15 protein-coding genes are annotated in these 14,955 nt (G+C 66.5%); all 15 read right to left on the bottom strand.

Going from position 1 to position 14,955, the window contains the following annotated elements:
* Positions 1-120 precede the first annotated feature (120 nt).
* The 15 genes from AC1HFW_RS05945 to tsf all read right to left on the bottom strand — a co-directional run bounded on the left by AC1HFW_RS05945 (position 121) and on the right by tsf (position 14,917).
* A complete protein-coding gene (locus tag AC1HFW_RS05945) occupies positions 121-909 on the bottom strand; it encodes a TrmH family RNA methyltransferase (RefSeq protein ID WP_479282226.1) in 789 nt (262 codons plus the stop codon).
* Complete coding sequence (gene rnhB / locus AC1HFW_RS05940) at positions 906-1,514, bottom strand: ribonuclease HII (protein ID WP_006394506.1); 609 nt, start codon at positions 1,512-1,514, stop codon at positions 906-908. Before rnhB ends, AC1HFW_RS05945 begins: the two co-directional genes overlap by 4 nt.
* On the bottom strand, positions 1,501-2,697 hold the full coding sequence (gene lpxB, locus AC1HFW_RS05935; protein WP_479282224.1) for a lipid-A-disaccharide synthase: 1,197 nt from the start codon (positions 2,695-2,697) through the stop codon (positions 1,501-1,503). The genes rnhB and lpxB overlap by 14 nt, the downstream gene beginning before the upstream one ends.
* Positions 2,694-3,488, bottom strand: a complete 795-nt coding sequence (gene lpxA, locus AC1HFW_RS05930) for an acyl-ACP--UDP-N-acetylglucosamine O-acyltransferase (protein ID WP_006394504.1) — start codon at positions 3,486-3,488, stop codon at positions 2,694-2,696. The genes lpxB and lpxA overlap by 4 nt, the downstream gene beginning before the upstream one ends.
* On the bottom strand, positions 3,489-3,944 hold the full coding sequence (gene fabZ, locus AC1HFW_RS05925; protein ID WP_006385190.1) for a 3-hydroxyacyl-ACP dehydratase FabZ: 456 nt from the start codon (positions 3,942-3,944) through the stop codon (positions 3,489-3,491).
* Positions 3,945-4,015: 71 nt separating this feature from the next.
* Positions 4,016-5,113, bottom strand: coding sequence for a UDP-3-O-(3-hydroxymyristoyl)glucosamine N-acyltransferase (lpxD, locus tag AC1HFW_RS05920; protein WP_238890728.1), 1,098 nt, complete (start codon positions 5,111-5,113; stop codon positions 4,016-4,018).
* 14 nt (positions 5,114-5,127) lie between these two features.
* On the bottom strand, positions 5,128-5,688 hold the full coding sequence (locus tag AC1HFW_RS05915; protein WP_035360323.1) for an OmpH/Skp family outer membrane protein: 561 nt from the start codon (positions 5,686-5,688) through the stop codon (positions 5,128-5,130).
* Positions 5,689-5,798: 110 nt separating this feature from the next.
* Positions 5,799-8,144 (bottom strand): outer membrane protein assembly factor BamA, encoded by a 2,346-nt coding sequence (gene bamA, locus AC1HFW_RS05910; protein WP_116521681.1) that lies wholly within the window; start codon positions 8,142-8,144, stop codon positions 5,799-5,801.
* A 53-nt stretch (positions 8,145-8,197) separates the two neighbouring features.
* Positions 8,198-9,529, bottom strand: a complete 1,332-nt coding sequence (rseP, locus tag AC1HFW_RS05905) for an RIP metalloprotease RseP (RefSeq protein ID WP_241066966.1) — start codon at positions 9,527-9,529, stop codon at positions 8,198-8,200.
* A gap of 70 nt (positions 9,530-9,599) precedes the next feature.
* Positions 9,600-10,799: a 1-deoxy-D-xylulose-5-phosphate reductoisomerase gene (locus AC1HFW_RS05900; RefSeq protein ID WP_006394499.1), complete on the bottom strand. Its 1,200-nt coding sequence runs from the start codon at positions 10,797-10,799 to the stop codon at positions 9,600-9,602.
* Entirely contained in the window at positions 10,796-11,653 is an 858-nt protein-coding gene (locus AC1HFW_RS05895) for a phosphatidate cytidylyltransferase (RefSeq protein ID WP_061071507.1), read from the bottom strand. The genes AC1HFW_RS05900 and AC1HFW_RS05895 overlap by 4 nt, the downstream gene beginning before the upstream one ends.
* Before the next feature lie 64 nt (positions 11,654-11,717).
* Positions 11,718-12,482 (bottom strand): polyprenyl diphosphate synthase, encoded by a 765-nt coding sequence (gene uppS, locus AC1HFW_RS05890; protein WP_061071508.1) that lies wholly within the window; start codon positions 12,480-12,482, stop codon positions 11,718-11,720.
* Between the two features lie 166 nt (positions 12,483-12,648).
* A complete protein-coding gene (gene frr, locus AC1HFW_RS05885) occupies positions 12,649-13,209 on the bottom strand; it encodes a ribosome recycling factor (protein ID WP_006394496.1) in 561 nt (186 codons plus the stop codon).
* A gap of 15 nt (positions 13,210-13,224) precedes the next feature.
* Complete coding sequence (pyrH, locus tag AC1HFW_RS05880) at positions 13,225-13,941, bottom strand: UMP kinase (protein ID WP_006394495.1); 717 nt, start codon at positions 13,939-13,941, stop codon at positions 13,225-13,227.
* A gap of 97 nt (positions 13,942-14,038) precedes the next feature.
* Positions 14,039-14,917: a translation elongation factor Ts gene (gene tsf / locus AC1HFW_RS05875; protein ID WP_006394494.1), complete on the bottom strand. Its 879-nt coding sequence runs from the start codon at positions 14,915-14,917 to the stop codon at positions 14,039-14,041.
* Positions 14,918-14,955 lie beyond the last annotated feature (38 nt).

The raw sequence follows: 14,955 nt of genomic DNA, 5'->3' as shown, positions 1-14,955 counted from the left end.
CGCACTCCTGGGCTGTGGTGACCGGACGCCGACGATGGCGACGCCCTGGCCATGAACAGCGCGGAAGTATAAGCGGGGACGGCCCCCATTAGGGGTGCCGGGGGCGAAGACGGAACGGAATCAGCCTGCGCCGGCCGCCAGCGCCTGGCGGCGCTGCTCGAACAGGCAGATGGCGGCGGCGGCGCCCACGTTGAGCGACTCCACCGCGGCCATGTCATGGGGAATGCGCAGCTTGAGCCGCGCCGCCGCCAGCAACTCGGCGGCCACGCCCTGGCCCTCATGGCCGAAGACCCAGGCGCAGCGCTCGGGCAGGCGCCCGGCATACAGGTCCTGGGCGCCTTCCAGGGCGGTCGCCACCAGCGGCACGCCCAGGGACGGCAGCAGCGCCGGCAGGTCCACGTGCTCGTGGATCGCCAGCGCGAAATGCGCGCCCTGGCCGCTGCGCAGCACCTTGGGCGACCACGCGGCGGCGGTGCCGGTGGCCAGGAACACGCGCCTGATGCCGGCCGCCGCGCAGGTGCGCAGCAAGGTGCCGACATTGCCCGGATCCTGGATGCGGTCGAACAGCACGCAATTCTCGTCCACCGCCTCGGGCAGGGACGGCAGCGGCGGCGTCACCACGAAGGCCACGCCCTGCCCGCTTTCGACGCTGGCCAACGCCTGCATCAGGCGGGCGTCCAGCGCCAGGCAGCGGGCATCCGGCACGGCCGCCGCCAGCGCCGCGATATCGGGCTGCGACAGGCGGTCGACATCGAAGATGGCCTGGTCCGGCGCGCCGTGATGCTGCAGCCACGCCTGGCACAGATGCACGCCGTCCAGCAGCACGGGCGCGCCGCGCTTGCCGGCGGTGCCCGCCAGCTTGACGAGCGCCTTGACCGCGGGATTGTCGCGGGAACTGATGTGTTTCATGAAACCAGGCCGAAGGCCTTGATGGGCGCGAAACTGCGGCGATGCTCGGCGCAGGGGCCGTGTTCGCGCAGCATCTGCAGGTGCAGCGCGGTGCCGTAGCCCTTGTGCTGGTCGAAGGCGTATTGCGGATAGAGCGTATGCAAACGCAGCAGATCGGCGTCGCGCGCGGTCTTGGCCAGGATCGACGCGGCGGAGATGGCCGGCACCAGGGCGTCGCCCTTGATCACCGTCTGCACCGTGCACCCCAGCTTGGGCGCCTGGTTGCCGTCCACCAGCGCCAACTGGGGCGCCATCGACAGGCCCTCGACGGCGCGGCGCATCGCCAGCAAGGTGGCGCGCAGGATGTTCAGGCTGTCGATCTCGGCCACGCTGGCGCTGGCCACGCACCAGGCCAGCGCATGCGCCTGGATCTCGAGCGCCAGCGCCTCGCGCGTGGCGGCCTTCAGCACCTTGGAATCGGCCAGGCCATCGATGGTCCGGGCCGGATTCAGGATCACGGCGGCCGCGTACACGGCGCCCGCCAGCGGACCGCGGCCGGCTTCGTCGACGCCGGCCGTCACCAGGGCCGGCTGCGCCGGCGCGGCAAACAGGTCAGGCTGCTCCACCGGCCACCTCCAGGATCGCCTGGGCGGCGAGCGCCGGCGTGTCGCGCAGAAGTTCCTGGTGCAGGGCCGTGAAGCGCGCCTCGATGCGCGCCGCCAGGGCTTCGTCGGTCAACGCCGTCCAGGTGGCCTCGGCCAGCTTCTCCGGCGTGGCGTCGTCCTGCAGCAGCTCGGGCACCGCGAAGTCGCGCAACAGCACGTTGGGCAGCCCCACCCACGGCAGATAGGGCCGTTCCTGCCCGGACTTCCAGGCCATGATGCGGCGCATCAGCGGCGACAGCACGTAGGAAATCACCATGGGCCGCTTGTACAGCGCGGTTTCCAGGGTGGCGGTGCCACTGGCCACCAGCACCGCGGTGCTGGCTTCCATCACCGACCACGCCACCGGGGCCTGGCGATCGCCATCGGCGCCATGCAGGTCCTGCGCGGTGACGCAGCGCAGCCCCGGCACCGGGTATTTGGTGAGGATCGCCTGGAATTCTGCGCGGCGCTGGTCGTTGACCATCGGCACCACGCATTGCAGCGCCGGATCGCGCTTCTGCAGCATTTGCGCGGCTTGCAGGAAGCGCGGCGCCAGCAGACGAATCTCGGACGAACGGCTACCCGGCAGGATCGCCAGCACGCGCGCATCCTGGTCGATGCCGAGCCGCGCGCGCGCGGCGGCGCGATCCGGCTGCATCGGCACGGCGCCGGCCAGCGGGTGGCCGACATAGGTCACCGGAATGCCTTCCTTGCGGTAGATCTCTTCCTCGAACGGGAACAGCACCAGCATGTGCGACACCGATTCGCGGATCTTGTGGATGCGGTCGTAGCGCCAGGCCCAGATCGAGGGGCCGACGAAATGGACGGTCGGCGTGCCGGCCTGGCGCAACTGGTGCTCCAGGCGCAGGTTGAAGTCCGGCGCATCGATGCCGACGAACACCGACGGCGGCTCGGCCAGCCAGCGGCGCGAGACGTCGCGATAGGTGCGCAGCAGGCTGGGCAGGCGCTTGAGCGCATCGACATAGCCGAACACCGTCAGCGCATGCATCGGGTGCCAGGTGTCGAAATCGCGCGCCTGCATCTGCGGGCCGCCAATGCCTTCGCACAGCACGCCCGGGGCGCGCTGCTGCAGACCGGCAATGATGCGGCCGGCCAGCAGATCGCCCGAAGGCTCGCCGGCCACCATGCCGATCCGCATGTTCATGGACGGATGATGCCGCGGGACGAGACGTCGAGGAAATCCAGCAGCGTCTGCAGGTGCTCGGCGACTTCGGGTTCGGCCTGCTGGCGGGCGCGCAGTTCGGCGCGCGCGTCGTCCAGCGACAGGCCGCGGCGGTAGATGATCTTGTAGGCGTCGCGCAGCGCCGACACCTGGGCCGGCGTGAAACCGCGGCGCTTCAGGCCCTCGACGTTGACGCCGACCGGACGGCACGGGTTGCCCGCGGCCAGCACGAACGGCGGCGTGTCCTGCATCAACGAGCTGTTGCCGCCCGTCATGCTGTGGGCGCCGATGCGCGAGAACTGGTGCACGCCGGTCAGGCCGCCCACGATGGCCCAGTCGCCGACGTGGACGTGGCCGCCCAGCTGCACCGAGTTGGCCAGGATGGTGTGGCTGCCGACATGGCAATCATGCGCCACGTGCACGTAGGCCATGATCCAGTTGTCGTCGCCCAGCGTCGTGGCGCCGCCATCCTGCACCGTGCCGGTGTTCAGCGTGACGAATTCGCGCACCGTGTTGCGGTCGCCGATCACCAGGCGGGTCGGCTCGCCGTTGTACTTCTTGTCCTGCGGCATGCCGCCGATCGAGCAGTACCGGTAGAACCGGTTGTCGCGCCCGATGGTGGTCACGCCATCGACCATGCAATACGGGCCGAGCTCGGTGCCGGCGCCGATCGTCACATCGGGTCCCACGACGCAGAACGCGCCGATGACCACGCTGGGGTCGATTTTCGCCGCCGGATCGACGACGGCGGTAGGATGGATGTTCCCTGCCATTTACTCTTCCAGGCTACGGATCGCGCACATGAGCTTGGCCGACGCCACTTCCTGTCCGTCGACGGTGGCGCGCGCTTGGTATTTACAGATGCTGCGGCTCAGGCGCTCGGCTTCGACCTCGATGCGCAACTGGTCGCCCGGCACCACCGGACGGCGGAAACGCGCGCCATCGATGCCGACCAGGTAATAGGCCGTCTTGGCGCCTTCGCACTTCAGGCCGCCGTTCTCGTCGGTGAACGAGAACAACGCCGAAGCCTGGGCCATCGCTTCCACGATGAGCACGCCCGGCATCACCGGATGGTGGGGAAAGTGGCCGTTGAAAAACGGTTCATTGATCGAGACGTTCTTGATGGCGACGATGGATTTACCGGGCACCATTTCGACGACACGATCAATCAGCAGCATCGGGTAACGATGCGGCAGCCTCTCCATGATCCCCTTGATGTCGAGTTCCATTTTTCTGTGAATTCCTGCGTAATGAATTAAATCTGTCGGCGCCGCAAGCGCCAGGGCGGCATGGCGGCGCCCTAGTCTTTTTCCAGCGTCCGCAAGCGGCGGCGCAATTGCGCCAACTGTTGTATCACGGCGGCGTTGCGCTGCCATTCGCCATGTTCCGCATACGGGTACACCCCGGTATAGCGGCCAGGCTTGGAAATGTTGGACGTCACCGCGGTGCCGCCCGAAATATGTACGTCGTCAGCCAACGTCAGGTGCCCCGACAGCATGGCCGCGCCGCCGATGGTGCAGCGCTCGCCAATGCTGGTGGACCCCGCCACGCCGACGCATGCCGCGATCGCGGTGTAGGCGCCGATACGGCAGTTGTGGGCCACCATGATCTGGTTGTCGAGCTTGACGCCGTTGCCCACCACGGTGTCTTCGAGCGCGCCGCGGTCGATGGTCGTATTGGCCCCGATTTCGACGTCGTCGCCCACCGACACCCCGCCCAGCTGGGGAATCTTGCCCCAGGCGCCCTTGCCCAGCGACGGATCCGGCGCGAAACCGAAGCCGTCGGCGCCAAGCACCGCGCCGCTGTGGATGATGGCGCGCGCGCCGATCTTCACGCCTTCGTACAGCGTGACGTGCGCATGCAGGCGGCTGTCCGGGCCGATCGAGGATCCGGCGCCGATGACACAGCTGGCGCCCAGCACGCTGCCGCGGCCGATGCGCGCACCCGATTCGATCACGCAATTCGGACCGATACGCACGTCTTCCTCGATGTGCGCGTCAGGCGCGACCACGGCCGAGGGATGCGTGGACGCAGGCTGGGCCGGACGCCGGGCGGCGTCGAACCACTGCGCCACGCGGGCGTACAGCAGATAGGGATGCTTGCAGACAACCAGCGTGAAGCGCGGCCGGTCGGCGCCGGCGGCTTCCAGCGCCTCGGCCACGTCGGCCGAGACGATCACCGCCCCCGCCTGGGTGGCGGCGAGCTGGCTCTGGTACTTGGGGTTGGCCAGGAAACTGATTTCCTGGCCGCTGGCCGAAGCCAGGGTGCCGATGCCGCAGACCCGCAAGGGGTCTGCGCCGGCGGGCGCGCTGATGCGCCAGTCCATGCCCTGGGTATTGGCGGCGCTCAACAGCGCTTCGAGCGTGGGCGCGCGGGCAAGATCCAGTAGAACCGGCATACGGCGACTGCAGCTTACTTGCCCAGGCTCTGGATCACCTTGTCGGTGATGTCGATGCGCGGGTTGACCGTGACGGCGTCCTGGATGATCAGGTCGTAGTTTTCCTGTTCAGCGATGCGCTTGATGGCCTCGTTGGCCTTCGTCACGATGCTGGAAAACTCTTCGTTGCGGCGGCGGTTGAAGTCTTCCTGGAATTCGCGGCGCTTGCGCTGCAGGTCGGTATCCAGGTTCGACAGCTCGCGCTGGCGCTTGACGCGGTCGGACTCGGACAGCACGGGCGCGTCCTTGTCGAACTTTTCGGCTTGCGAACGCAGGCTGGTGTTCAGGCGCTGCAGTTCGTCGTCACGCTTCTTGAATTCGGCTTCGATCTTGCTTTGCGCCGTCTTGGCCGGGCCGGACTCACGCAGGATCCGCTCGGTATTGACGAAGCCGATCTTGGTGTTTTGAGCCTGAGCGGGTACCGCCGCGACGGAACCGAGAATGAGCGCACCCACCAGGGCAATGGAGCCGCCCAACTTGCCACGGCGATTAACGCGCGGCGAATTCGATGATTTAAGTGCGAAGTCAGACATCATGAAAATCTCACCTTCCAGTAAGGCAAAGCCAAAGTATGTATTGTGCCACTAAACGGCAAGGGAGCCGGACCAGGGGGCCCCTCCCTTGTTTTCAAGCGTAACGCCAGTGCTTAGAACCCGGTCCCGATCTGGAACTGGAAGCTCTGCTTGTCGTCGCCCGCCTTGGCATTGAGCGGACGCGCGTACGACAGTTGCAGCGGGCCCATCGGCGACTGCCACGACAGGCCGATACCGGCCGAGAAGCGCCAGCCGCACGGATCGTCGACCTCGCTGCCCGGCTTGCCGTTGGTGCAAGACAGGCCGCTGCCGGCGCCCACCTGGCCCGCGTCGCTGAAGATGAACCAGCGCAGCGTGCGGTCCTTGGACGCGCCCGGGAACGGCAGGTACAGCTGGGCGTTCGCCACGATGCGGCGCGAACCGCCCAGGTAGTCGCCCGTGACCGAGTCGCGCGGACCCAGCGACGAACCTTCGTAGCCGCGCACCGTGCCGATACCGCCGGCGTACACGTCCTTGATGATCGGGTAATCCTTGCCGCCGTAGCTCTGGCCCCAGTCGACCATGCCGTTCAGCGCCAGGGTGTACGAGTTGCCCAGCGGGATGAAGTACTGCTGCTGGCCGGTGAGCATGTAGTACTTCAGGTCGACCGTCGAGAAGTCGCTCTTCAAGCGGGTGTACGAACCCTTGGTCGGCGCCAGGGCGCTGTCGCGGGTGTCGTTGGACCAGCCGGCGGTGAAGATCACCGAGTTGGTCGAGTCGCCGTACTGGTCGACGAACTTGCGGTAGGCCAGCGGCGAATTCGAGAACAGGTCGATCTGGTTGCGCTCGAGGTTGGCGCCCAGGAAGATCCGGTCGTATTCGGAGATCGGCACGCCGAAGTTCATGCCCAGGCCCATGGACTTGACGCGGTAGTCGCCGTCGTTGTTGTTCCAGGGCTCGGTCACGCGGTAGTACGCGGACGTGGTGCGGCTGATGCCGTCCTTGGTCCAGTACGGGTCGGTGTGCGACAGCACGATCGCGCGGTTGGTCTTGCTGGTGTTCAACTGCAGCGTCAGGTTGGTGCCGCTGCCGAACACGTTGTCTTCGCTGATACCCGCGGACAGGATCGCTTTTTCAGACGAACCGTAACCCACGCCCAGGTTGATCATGCCGGTGGGCTTTTCCTTCACGTCGACGTTGACGTCGACCTGGTCGGGCGAGCCCGGCACCGGATCGGTCTTGACGTTGACGTCGCTGAAATAGCCCAGGCGATCGACGCGGTCGCGCGAGGTCTTGATGTCCTTGGCGTCGTACCAGGCGGCTTCCTGCTGGCGCATTTCGCGGCGCACGACTTCGTCGCGCGTGCGGGTGTTGCCGCCGATCTGGATGCGGCGCACGTACACACGGCGGCTCGGATCGACGTAGAACGTCAGGTCGGCCTCGTGCTTGGCGCGGTCCAGCTGCGGGTTCGGGTTGACGTTGGCGAACGCGTAGCCCAGTTCACCCAGGTAGTCGGTGATCGCCTTGGCCGAGTCGTTGGCCTTGGCCGCCGAGAAGGTCTCGTCCGGCTTGATCTTGACGAGGTTGTTGATTTCCTTGTCCAGGCCGATCAGGTTGCCGGCCAGCTTGACGCTGCGCACCTTGTACGGCTCGCCTTCGTGGACCGTGATGGTGATGCGGATGTCCTTGCGGTCGGGCGAGATCGTGACCTGGGGCGGCTCGACCGTGAATTCGAGGTAGCCGCGGTCCAGGTAGAACGAACGCAGGCGTTCGAGGTCGCCCTCGAGCTTTTCACGCGAGTACTTGTCGGTATCGGTGTACCAGGTCAGCCAACCCGGCGTGGTCAGCTTGAATTCGTCGAGCAGGTCGCTTTCAGAGAAGGCCTTGTTGCCGACGAAGCGGATTTCCTGGATGCGGGCGACCGAGCCTTCGAACACGTCGAAGCTCACGCCGACGCGGTTGCGCGGCAGCGGCGTGACGGTGGAGGTGACCTCGACGCCGTACTTGCCCTTGGACAGATACTGCTGCTTGAGTTCGTATTCGGCGCGCTCGAGCATCGAGCGGTCGAAAATGCGGCCCTCGGCGAAACCCACCTGCCCCAGCGACTTGGTGATGGCCTTGGAATCGAATTCGCGCATGCCGTTGAAATTCACGGATGCAATCGTCGGACGTTCCTGAACCACCACGACCACGACATTATTGTCGGTCTGGATCTGCACGTCGGTGAAAAACCCCGTGCCGTACAGGCGGCGCACGGCCTCGGTGGCCTCTTCCTCGGTGAATTTCTCACCGACCTTGACGGGCAGATAACCGAAGACGGTGCCGGCGTCGGTTCGCTGGATCCCCTCTACGCGGATATCCCGCACGACAAAAGGGTCGAAGGCGTGAGCCATGCCTGGCAGCAGCAATGCGGCGATCAGACTCGGCACTATGCCCGGCAGTACACCCTTTTTGTGATGAAACATCCGGCGAAAAGACATCCTTGAGTATCCTCGGTCGTGCAAATGGCGGGGGATTTTATGCTAATTGGCGCTTAAGTGAACAAGCGCGTGAAATCATTGAACAACGCAAGCCCCATCAGGCTTGCCAATAAACCAATGCCTGCGCGCTGTCCGATATCGATCCACCGTGCGGGCGGCGGACTGCCCCGCACAATTTCGACGAGATAGTACAGCAGATGGCCACCATCCAGCATAGGAATGGGAAGCAAATTTAGTACGCCCAGGCTGATACTGATCAACGCGATATAGGCGATATACGCAACAATGCCGATCCGGGCGGTCTGGCCCGCATAATCGGCGATCGTGACCGGGCCGCTGACGTTGCGCCAGGAAACGTCGCCCGTGACCATGCGGCCCATCATGCGCAGCGAAAACAGGGCGGTGTCCCAGGTGCGGACGGCGCCGCGCCATAGGCTGTCGAAGACGCCGTAGCGCACCGTCACCATGGGCACGTCGCCGCCCAGCTGGACGCCGAGCCGGCCGATGACCTGGCCATTGACCGTTTCGGCGCGCGGCGTGACGTTCAGGGAAATCTGGGCGCCGTCGCGCGCCAGCGTCAGGGCCAGCGTCTTGCCCGCGCTTTCCTGGATCTGCTTGACCAGCGCGCCGGTATCCGGCGTGGGGTGGCCATCAACGGCCAGGATCAGGTCGCCCTGGCGCAAGCCGGCCGCCTGCCCTTCGCCGCCGTCGTTGACGACGCGCACGGCCGGCTTGGGTTGGGCCAGGCGGATGCCGGCGGCCAGCAGCGGATCGCCGCCGGCCGGGTCCATGGCGTTGGCCGGCAGGGTCACTTCGCGCTCTTGCGAGCCGCCGCCGGGCGTGCCGACTTCGATCCGGGTGCGGCCGCCCGTGGCCATCACGTCCATCAGGCGCCAGCGGGCGTCCGACCACGACGCGACTTCCTGGCCGTCGATGGCCAGGATGCGGTCGCCCGCGGCCAACCCGGCGCGCGCGGCGGGCGTATCGGCAGCGGGCTGGGCGATGACGGCCACCGGCTCTTCGGTGCCCGCCATGTTCAGGCCGGCATACAGGAAGACCGCGAGGATGAGATTGAAAATGGGACCGGCGGCAACGATGGCGATGCGCTTGCCGACGGATTTGTTGTTGAAGGCGCCCGCCGCTTCGGCCGGACTGGCGCCGACCGGGGCATCGTCCTGCATCTTGACGTAGCCGCCCAGGGGCAAGGCCGACAGGGCCCATTCGGTGCCATGACGGTCGGTGCGGCGCAGGACCACCTTGCCGAAGCCGACGGAGAAGCGCAGCACCTTGACGCCGCACAGCCGCGCCACCCAATAGTGCCCCAACTCATGGAAAATGATCAGGGAGCCAAGCGCGACGGCAAAGGCCAGCAGGGTGAAAAGCATCGGGGTCAGGAAATCAAGGAATCAACGCAAGGGATGAACGGTGCACGGTCCGGGAACGATCCGTGCGCCATCACGCCAGGCCGAGATTGCCGGCGTAAACGCGCGCGGCGGCATCCAGCGCCAGCACATCGTCAAGACTGTTGAGCGTAACAGATGATTGCCCCCCCTGCCACTCCAGGGTCGCCTCGATAACCCGCGGTATCCAGGTATACCCCAGGCGGCCCGCCAGGAAGGCTTCCACCGCCACCTCGTTGGCCGCGTTCAGGGCGATGCAGGCGCCCTGCCCGGCCCGCAGCGCCGCGAACGCCAGCGCCAGGCACGGGAATCGCGCCAGGTCCGGCTTTTCGAAGTCGAGCCGGCCCAGGCGGGTCAGGTCCAACGGCCCCACGCCGCTGTCCAGGCGTTCGGGAAAGCCCAGGCCGTAGGAGATCGGCGTGCGCATGTCGGGCTGGCCCAGCTGCGCCAGGATCGATCCGTCGTCGTACTCGACCATGGAGTGGATCACGCTCTGCGGATGCACCACGACCTCGATGCGGTCGGCCGGCATGGCGAACAGCCAGTGCGCCTCGATCACCTCCAGGCCCTTGTTCAGCATGGTGGCGGAATCGACCGAGATCTTGCGGCCCATGCTCCAGTTCGGGTGGGCGCAGGCCTGGGCCGGCGTCACCTCGTGCAGGTCTTCCAGGTCGCGGCCGCGGAACGGACCGCCGGAGGCGGTCAGCAGCAGCCGGCGCACGCCCGGCGCCGGCGCATCGGGCGCCCCGGCCCGGCCGCCATGCGGCAGGCATTGGAAAATCGCATTGTGTTCGCTGTCGATAGGCAGCAATTCGGCGCCGTTGTCGCGAATTGCCTGCATGAACAGGGAGCCGGCGGCGACCAGGGCTTCCTTGTTGGCCAGCAAGACCCGCTTGCCGGCGCGCGCCGCCGCCAGGGCCGCGGGCAGGCCGGCGGCGCCGACGATGGCCGCCATGACGGCGTCGCACTGCGCATCGGCCGCCGTGTCGGCCAAGGCCTGCGCGCCGACCCGGATCTCCGGCGCGGCCTGGCCGGCCGGCCAGGCCGCCACGAACGTGTCACGCGCCTTGGCGTCGGGCACCACCACCACCGCGGCGCGACTGGCCAGCGCCTGCTCGGCCAGCCGCTCCATGCGGCTGTAGGCGGACAGGGCATACACCGCCAGGCGGTCCGGATGGCGCGCGATCACGTCCAGCGTGCTCTCGCCAATCGAGCCGGTCGATCCCAGCACCACGACGCGTTGAAAAGCCGTCAAAACAACACTCCAGACAAGATTAGCGCCAGCGGCGCGACCGGCAGGATCGCGTCGATACGGTCATAGACTCCGCCGTGGCCCGGCAGCAGCGCGCTGGAATCCTTGCGGCCCGCGCGGCGCTTGAGCAACGACTCGAACAGGTCGCCGATGATGGACAACACGCCCAGCAGCGCGGCGATCGGCAGCGCCAGCCAGAACGACCAGTGCGCCACCAGCGCGTGGCCGAAGGTGCCGTCCCACAGGCTCGACAGGCCGATCCAGATGACCGCGCCCAGCACCCCGGCGACCGCGCCGGCCACCGTCTTGCCGGGGCTGACCCGCGGCGCCAGTTTACGCTTGCCGAACGCGCGGCCGGCGAAATAGGCGGCGATATCGGCGACCCACACCAGGGCCAGCAGCGACACCACGAAGGCGGCGCCGCGCGCCATGAACATCTGCGCCAACACCGCCCAGGCGGTGAACGCGGCGGGCACCGAAAACAGCGACCACGCCAGGCTCGCCGGCGCGGCATCGGAACGGCCACGCACCACCGCGGCGGTGGCGCCGAACAGCCAGACCACGGCGACCAGCGGCGCGGCGTAGCGCAGGATCCAGGACGGATCCGCGATGCCCTCGCGCTGGCCCGACAGCCAAGCCGACGCCAGGGCCAGCATGGCCGCGAACAACAGCACGGGAATGCCCGCGGCGATCACGGGCGACGGCGGTTGCGGCAGCGTCAGGCGCAGCCACTCCCAATTGGCGCAGGCAGCCGCCAGCGCCAGCAGCGCCACGAACCACCAGGGATTGGCGCTCATCATCGCGGCCGCCAGGACGGCGAGCAGGACGATGGCGGTAACGATACGCTGGCCCAACATGGTGACGATCTCCTCGGGTCGGCCCACAGCCGCCGCGCGCGGGACGCGGCGGGCCGCAGCCGGACTATTTTTCGCCGATCTCGGTGAGCTGGGCGCTGGTGCGGCCGAAACGGCGCTCTCGCGTGCGGTACCAATCGAACGCCTGGCGCAGCTCGTCGGCGCCGAAATCCGGCCAGTAGCGGTCGGTGAAGTAGAACTCCGCGTACGCCATCTGCCAGATCAGGAAATTGGAAATGCGCTGCTCGCCGCCGGTGCGGATGAACAGATCGGGCTCGGGCGCCCAGGACATGGAAAGATGCCGCGCCAGCCGCGCTTCGTCGACCAGTTGCGGTTGCGTCGCCAGGGCCGGCTCGGCCGCCAGCATGGCGCGGGTGGCCTGCAGGATGTCCCAGCGGCCGCCGTAGTTGGCCGCCACCGTGAGGTGCAGGCGATCATTGTGGGCGGTGCGGGCCTGGGCGGCGAAGATCAGTTCCTGCAGGCGCGGTTCGAACGCGGACAGGTCGCCGATGACGTGCAGGCGCACGCCCTGCTCTTCCAGCTTGCCGACTTCGCGCTCCAGCGCCTGCACGAACAGGCGCATCAGCAGCGACACTTCCTCGGCGGGCCGGCGCCAGTTCTCGGAACTGAAGGCGAACAGCGTCAGATAGCGCACGCCCGCCCGGCCGCAGGCCTCGACCACGCGACGCACCGCCTGCACACCCTTGGCATGTCCGGCCGTGCGCGGCAACAGCCGCCGCGTCGCCCATCTGCCGTTGCCATCCATGATGATGGCCACGTGCTCCGGGATGTCGCGGGTATCGGGAACCGCCTGGGTAGAACTGGTTGCCATGGGTCTGGGGAGCGCCGTCGACCGGCGTAAAACAGGGAATACGGGGAAAAACCCGCGCCGTCGATCCACCGCTGCGTCAGTGTGCTGCGAAGCAATGGATAAGACGGCGCGAAGGCAAAAATCCTGGCGCCGGGGCGGCTAGCTGCCCGCTCCGGCCCTGCAAGGATTATACGGTCATGATTTCCGCTTCTTTTTGCGTGACCATCTTGTCGATGTCGGCCACGTTGCGGTCCGTCAGCTTCTGGACGTCGTCCTGGGCGCGACGCTCGTCGTCCTCGGAGATTTCCTTGTCCTTGACCAGCTTCTTGAGCGTGTCGTTGGCTTCGCGACGCAGGTTGCGCACGGCCACCTTGGCGTCTTCGCCTTCGCTGCGCACGACCTTGGTCAGGTCGCGGCGACGCTCTTCCGTCAGCGCCGGCATCGGCACGCGGATGCTGTCGCCCAGCGACATGGGATTCAGGCCCAGGTCCGATTCGCGGATGGCCTTCTCGATCGCGGCGGCCATGCTCTTTTCATAGGGCTGGACGCTGATGGTGCGCGCGTCGATCAGGTTCACGTTGCCGACCTGGCTGATCGGCACGGGCGAACCGTAGTACTCGACCTGCACGTGGTCCAGGATGCCGGTGTGGGCGCGGCCCGTGCGGATCTTGGCCAGGTTGGTCTTGAGCGTGTCAAGCGACTTGGCCATCCTGGCTTCGGCGGATTTGCGGATTTCTGCGACGCTCATGGATATTCCTTTTCTTTAAACGTGTACCAACGTGCCTTCGTCTTCGCCGCTGACGACGCGCTTGAGCGCGCCCGACTTATTGATCGAAAACACCTTGATCGGCAGCTTCTGGTCGCGGCACAGCGCGAACGCCGTGGCGTCCATGACTTCCAGGCGGCGGACGATGGCTTCGTCGAAGCTGATGCGCGCATAGCGCGTGGCGGAAGGATCCTTGTTGGGATCCGCGCTGTAGATGCCGTCGACCTTGGTGGCCTTCAGCACGATCTCCGCACCGATCTCGGCGCCACGCAGGGCGGCCGCGGTATCGGTCGTGAAGAACGGGTTGCCGGTGCCCGCGGCGAAGATGACGACCTTGCCTTCTTCGAGGTAGCGCAGGGCCTTGGGGCGGATGTACGGTTCGACGACCTGGTCGATGTTCAGGGCCGATTGCACGCGGGTGTCGATACCCTTGTGCTTGAGCGCGTCCTGCAGGGCAAGCGCGTTCATGATGGTGGCCATCATGCCCATGTAGTCGGCGGTGGCGCGGTCCATGCCCTGCGCACCCGGGGCGACGCCACGGAAGATGTTGCCACCGCCGATGACGATGGCCAGCTCGACGCCGGTGGCGGCGACTTCGGCGATCTCATCGGTCATGCGGACGATGGTGGCGCGATTGATGCCGAATGCATCGTCGCCCATCAGCGCCTCGCCGGAAAGTTTGAGAAGAACCCGTTTGTATGATCTGCTGCTCATAGGTGATATCCCGAAGAACAATCCGACGAAAGTTTAAGACAAGAAATAGGCCGGACTAGAAAATATCTAGCGCCGGCCTGTAAGGACTACCCTGAGATCAGGCGCGGCCGGCGGCGGCGGCGGCAACCTCAGCGGCGAAGTCGCTGGTCTTCTTCTCGATACCTTCGCCGACGACGAACAGCACGAACTTGGTGATCGAGGCGCCCTTGGCCTTGAGCATCTGTTCGACCGTGTTCTTGTCGTCCTTGACGAACGGTTGCGACATCAGCGTCACTTCCTTCAGGAACTTCTGCACCGAGCCTTCGACCATCTTGGCGACGATTTCAGCCGGCTTGCCCGATTCGGCGGCCTTCTGTTCGGCGACCGAGCGTTCGGCGGCGATGTCGGCCGGGTTCACGCCGTCGGCGTTCAGGGCCTTCGGCTTGGTCGCGGCGATGTGCATCGCCAGGTCCTTGCCCACTTCCTCGGCGCCGGCGTATTCCACCAGCACGCCGATCTTGCCGCCGTGCACGTAGCTGGCCAGCGCGTTCGGGGTCTGGATACGCTCGAAGCGGCGGATCGAGATGTTTTCGCCGATCTTGCCGATCAGGGCGGTACGGGTCGATTCGATGGTGCCTTCACCGTAGGGCAGCGCCGACAGGGCGGCCACATCGGCGGGGTTCTGCGTGGCGACCAGCTCGGCCAGCTTGTTGACGAAAGCGACGAAGTCGTCGTTCTTGGCAACGAAGTCGGTTTCGCAGTTCACTTCGATGACGGCGCCTTGCTTGGCGTCGGCCGAGATGAACAGGCCGATCAGGCCTTCGGCGGTGACGCGGGCGGCAGCCTTGCTGGCCTTGTTGCCCAGCTTGACGCGCAGGATTTCCTCAGCGCGGGCCAGGTCGCCTTCGGCTTCCGTCAGGGCCTTCTTGCACTCCATCATGGGCGCATCGGTCTTCTCGCGCAGTTCCTTGACCAGGGCGGCGGTAATTTCAGCCATGTTAGCTCCAAATTTTGCTAAGACATGCCCCGGCGGGC

The organism is Achromobacter sp. ISS7 (assembly GCF_056523125.1).
The sequence above is the reverse complement of the archived record's forward strand: the minus strand, read 5'-3'. Positions and strand labels throughout refer to the sequence as shown.

Bases quoted from the DNA above. Each gene is read 5' to 3' on its own strand.
- bamA (WP_116521681.1), bottom strand. From the start codon at position 8,144: ATGTCTTTTCGCCGGATGTTTCATCACAAAAAGGGTGTACTGCCGGGC.
- lpxB (WP_479282224.1), bottom strand. From the start codon at position 2,697: ATGAACATGCGGATCGGCATGGTGGCCGGCGAGCCTTCGGGCGATCTG.
- tsf (WP_006394494.1), bottom strand. From the start codon at position 14,917: ATGGCTGAAATTACCGCCGCCCTGGTCAAGGAACTGCGCGAGAAGACC.
- AC1HFW_RS05915 (WP_035360323.1), bottom strand. From the start codon at position 5,688: ATGATGTCTGACTTCGCACTTAAATCATCGAATTCGCCGCGCGTTAAT.
- lpxA (WP_006394504.1), bottom strand. From the start codon at position 3,488: ATGGCAGGGAACATCCATCCTACCGCCGTCGTCGATCCGGCGGCGAAA.
- lpxD (WP_238890728.1), bottom strand. From the start codon at position 5,113: ATGCCGGTTCTACTGGATCTTGCCCGCGCGCCCACGCTCGAAGCGCTG.
- rseP (WP_241066966.1), bottom strand. From the start codon at position 9,529: ATGCTTTTCACCCTGCTGGCCTTTGCCGTCGCGCTTGGCTCCCTGATC.
- AC1HFW_RS05895 (WP_061071507.1), bottom strand. From the start codon at position 11,653: ATGTTGGGCCAGCGTATCGTTACCGCCATCGTCCTGCTCGCCGTCCTG.
- fabZ (WP_006385190.1), bottom strand. From the start codon at position 3,944: ATGGAACTCGACATCAAGGGGATCATGGAGAGGCTGCCGCATCGTTAC.
- AC1HFW_RS05945 (WP_479282226.1), bottom strand. From the start codon at position 909: ATGAAACACATCAGTTCCCGCGACAATCCCGCGGTCAAGGCGCTCGTC.
- frr (WP_006394496.1), bottom strand. From the start codon at position 13,209: ATGAGCGTCGCAGAAATCCGCAAATCCGCCGAAGCCAGGATGGCCAAG.
- uppS (WP_061071508.1), bottom strand. From the start codon at position 12,482: ATGGCAACCAGTTCTACCCAGGCGGTTCCCGATACCCGCGACATCCCG.
- pyrH (WP_006394495.1), bottom strand. From the start codon at position 13,941: ATGAGCAGCAGATCATACAAACGGGTTCTTCTCAAACTTTCCGGCGAG.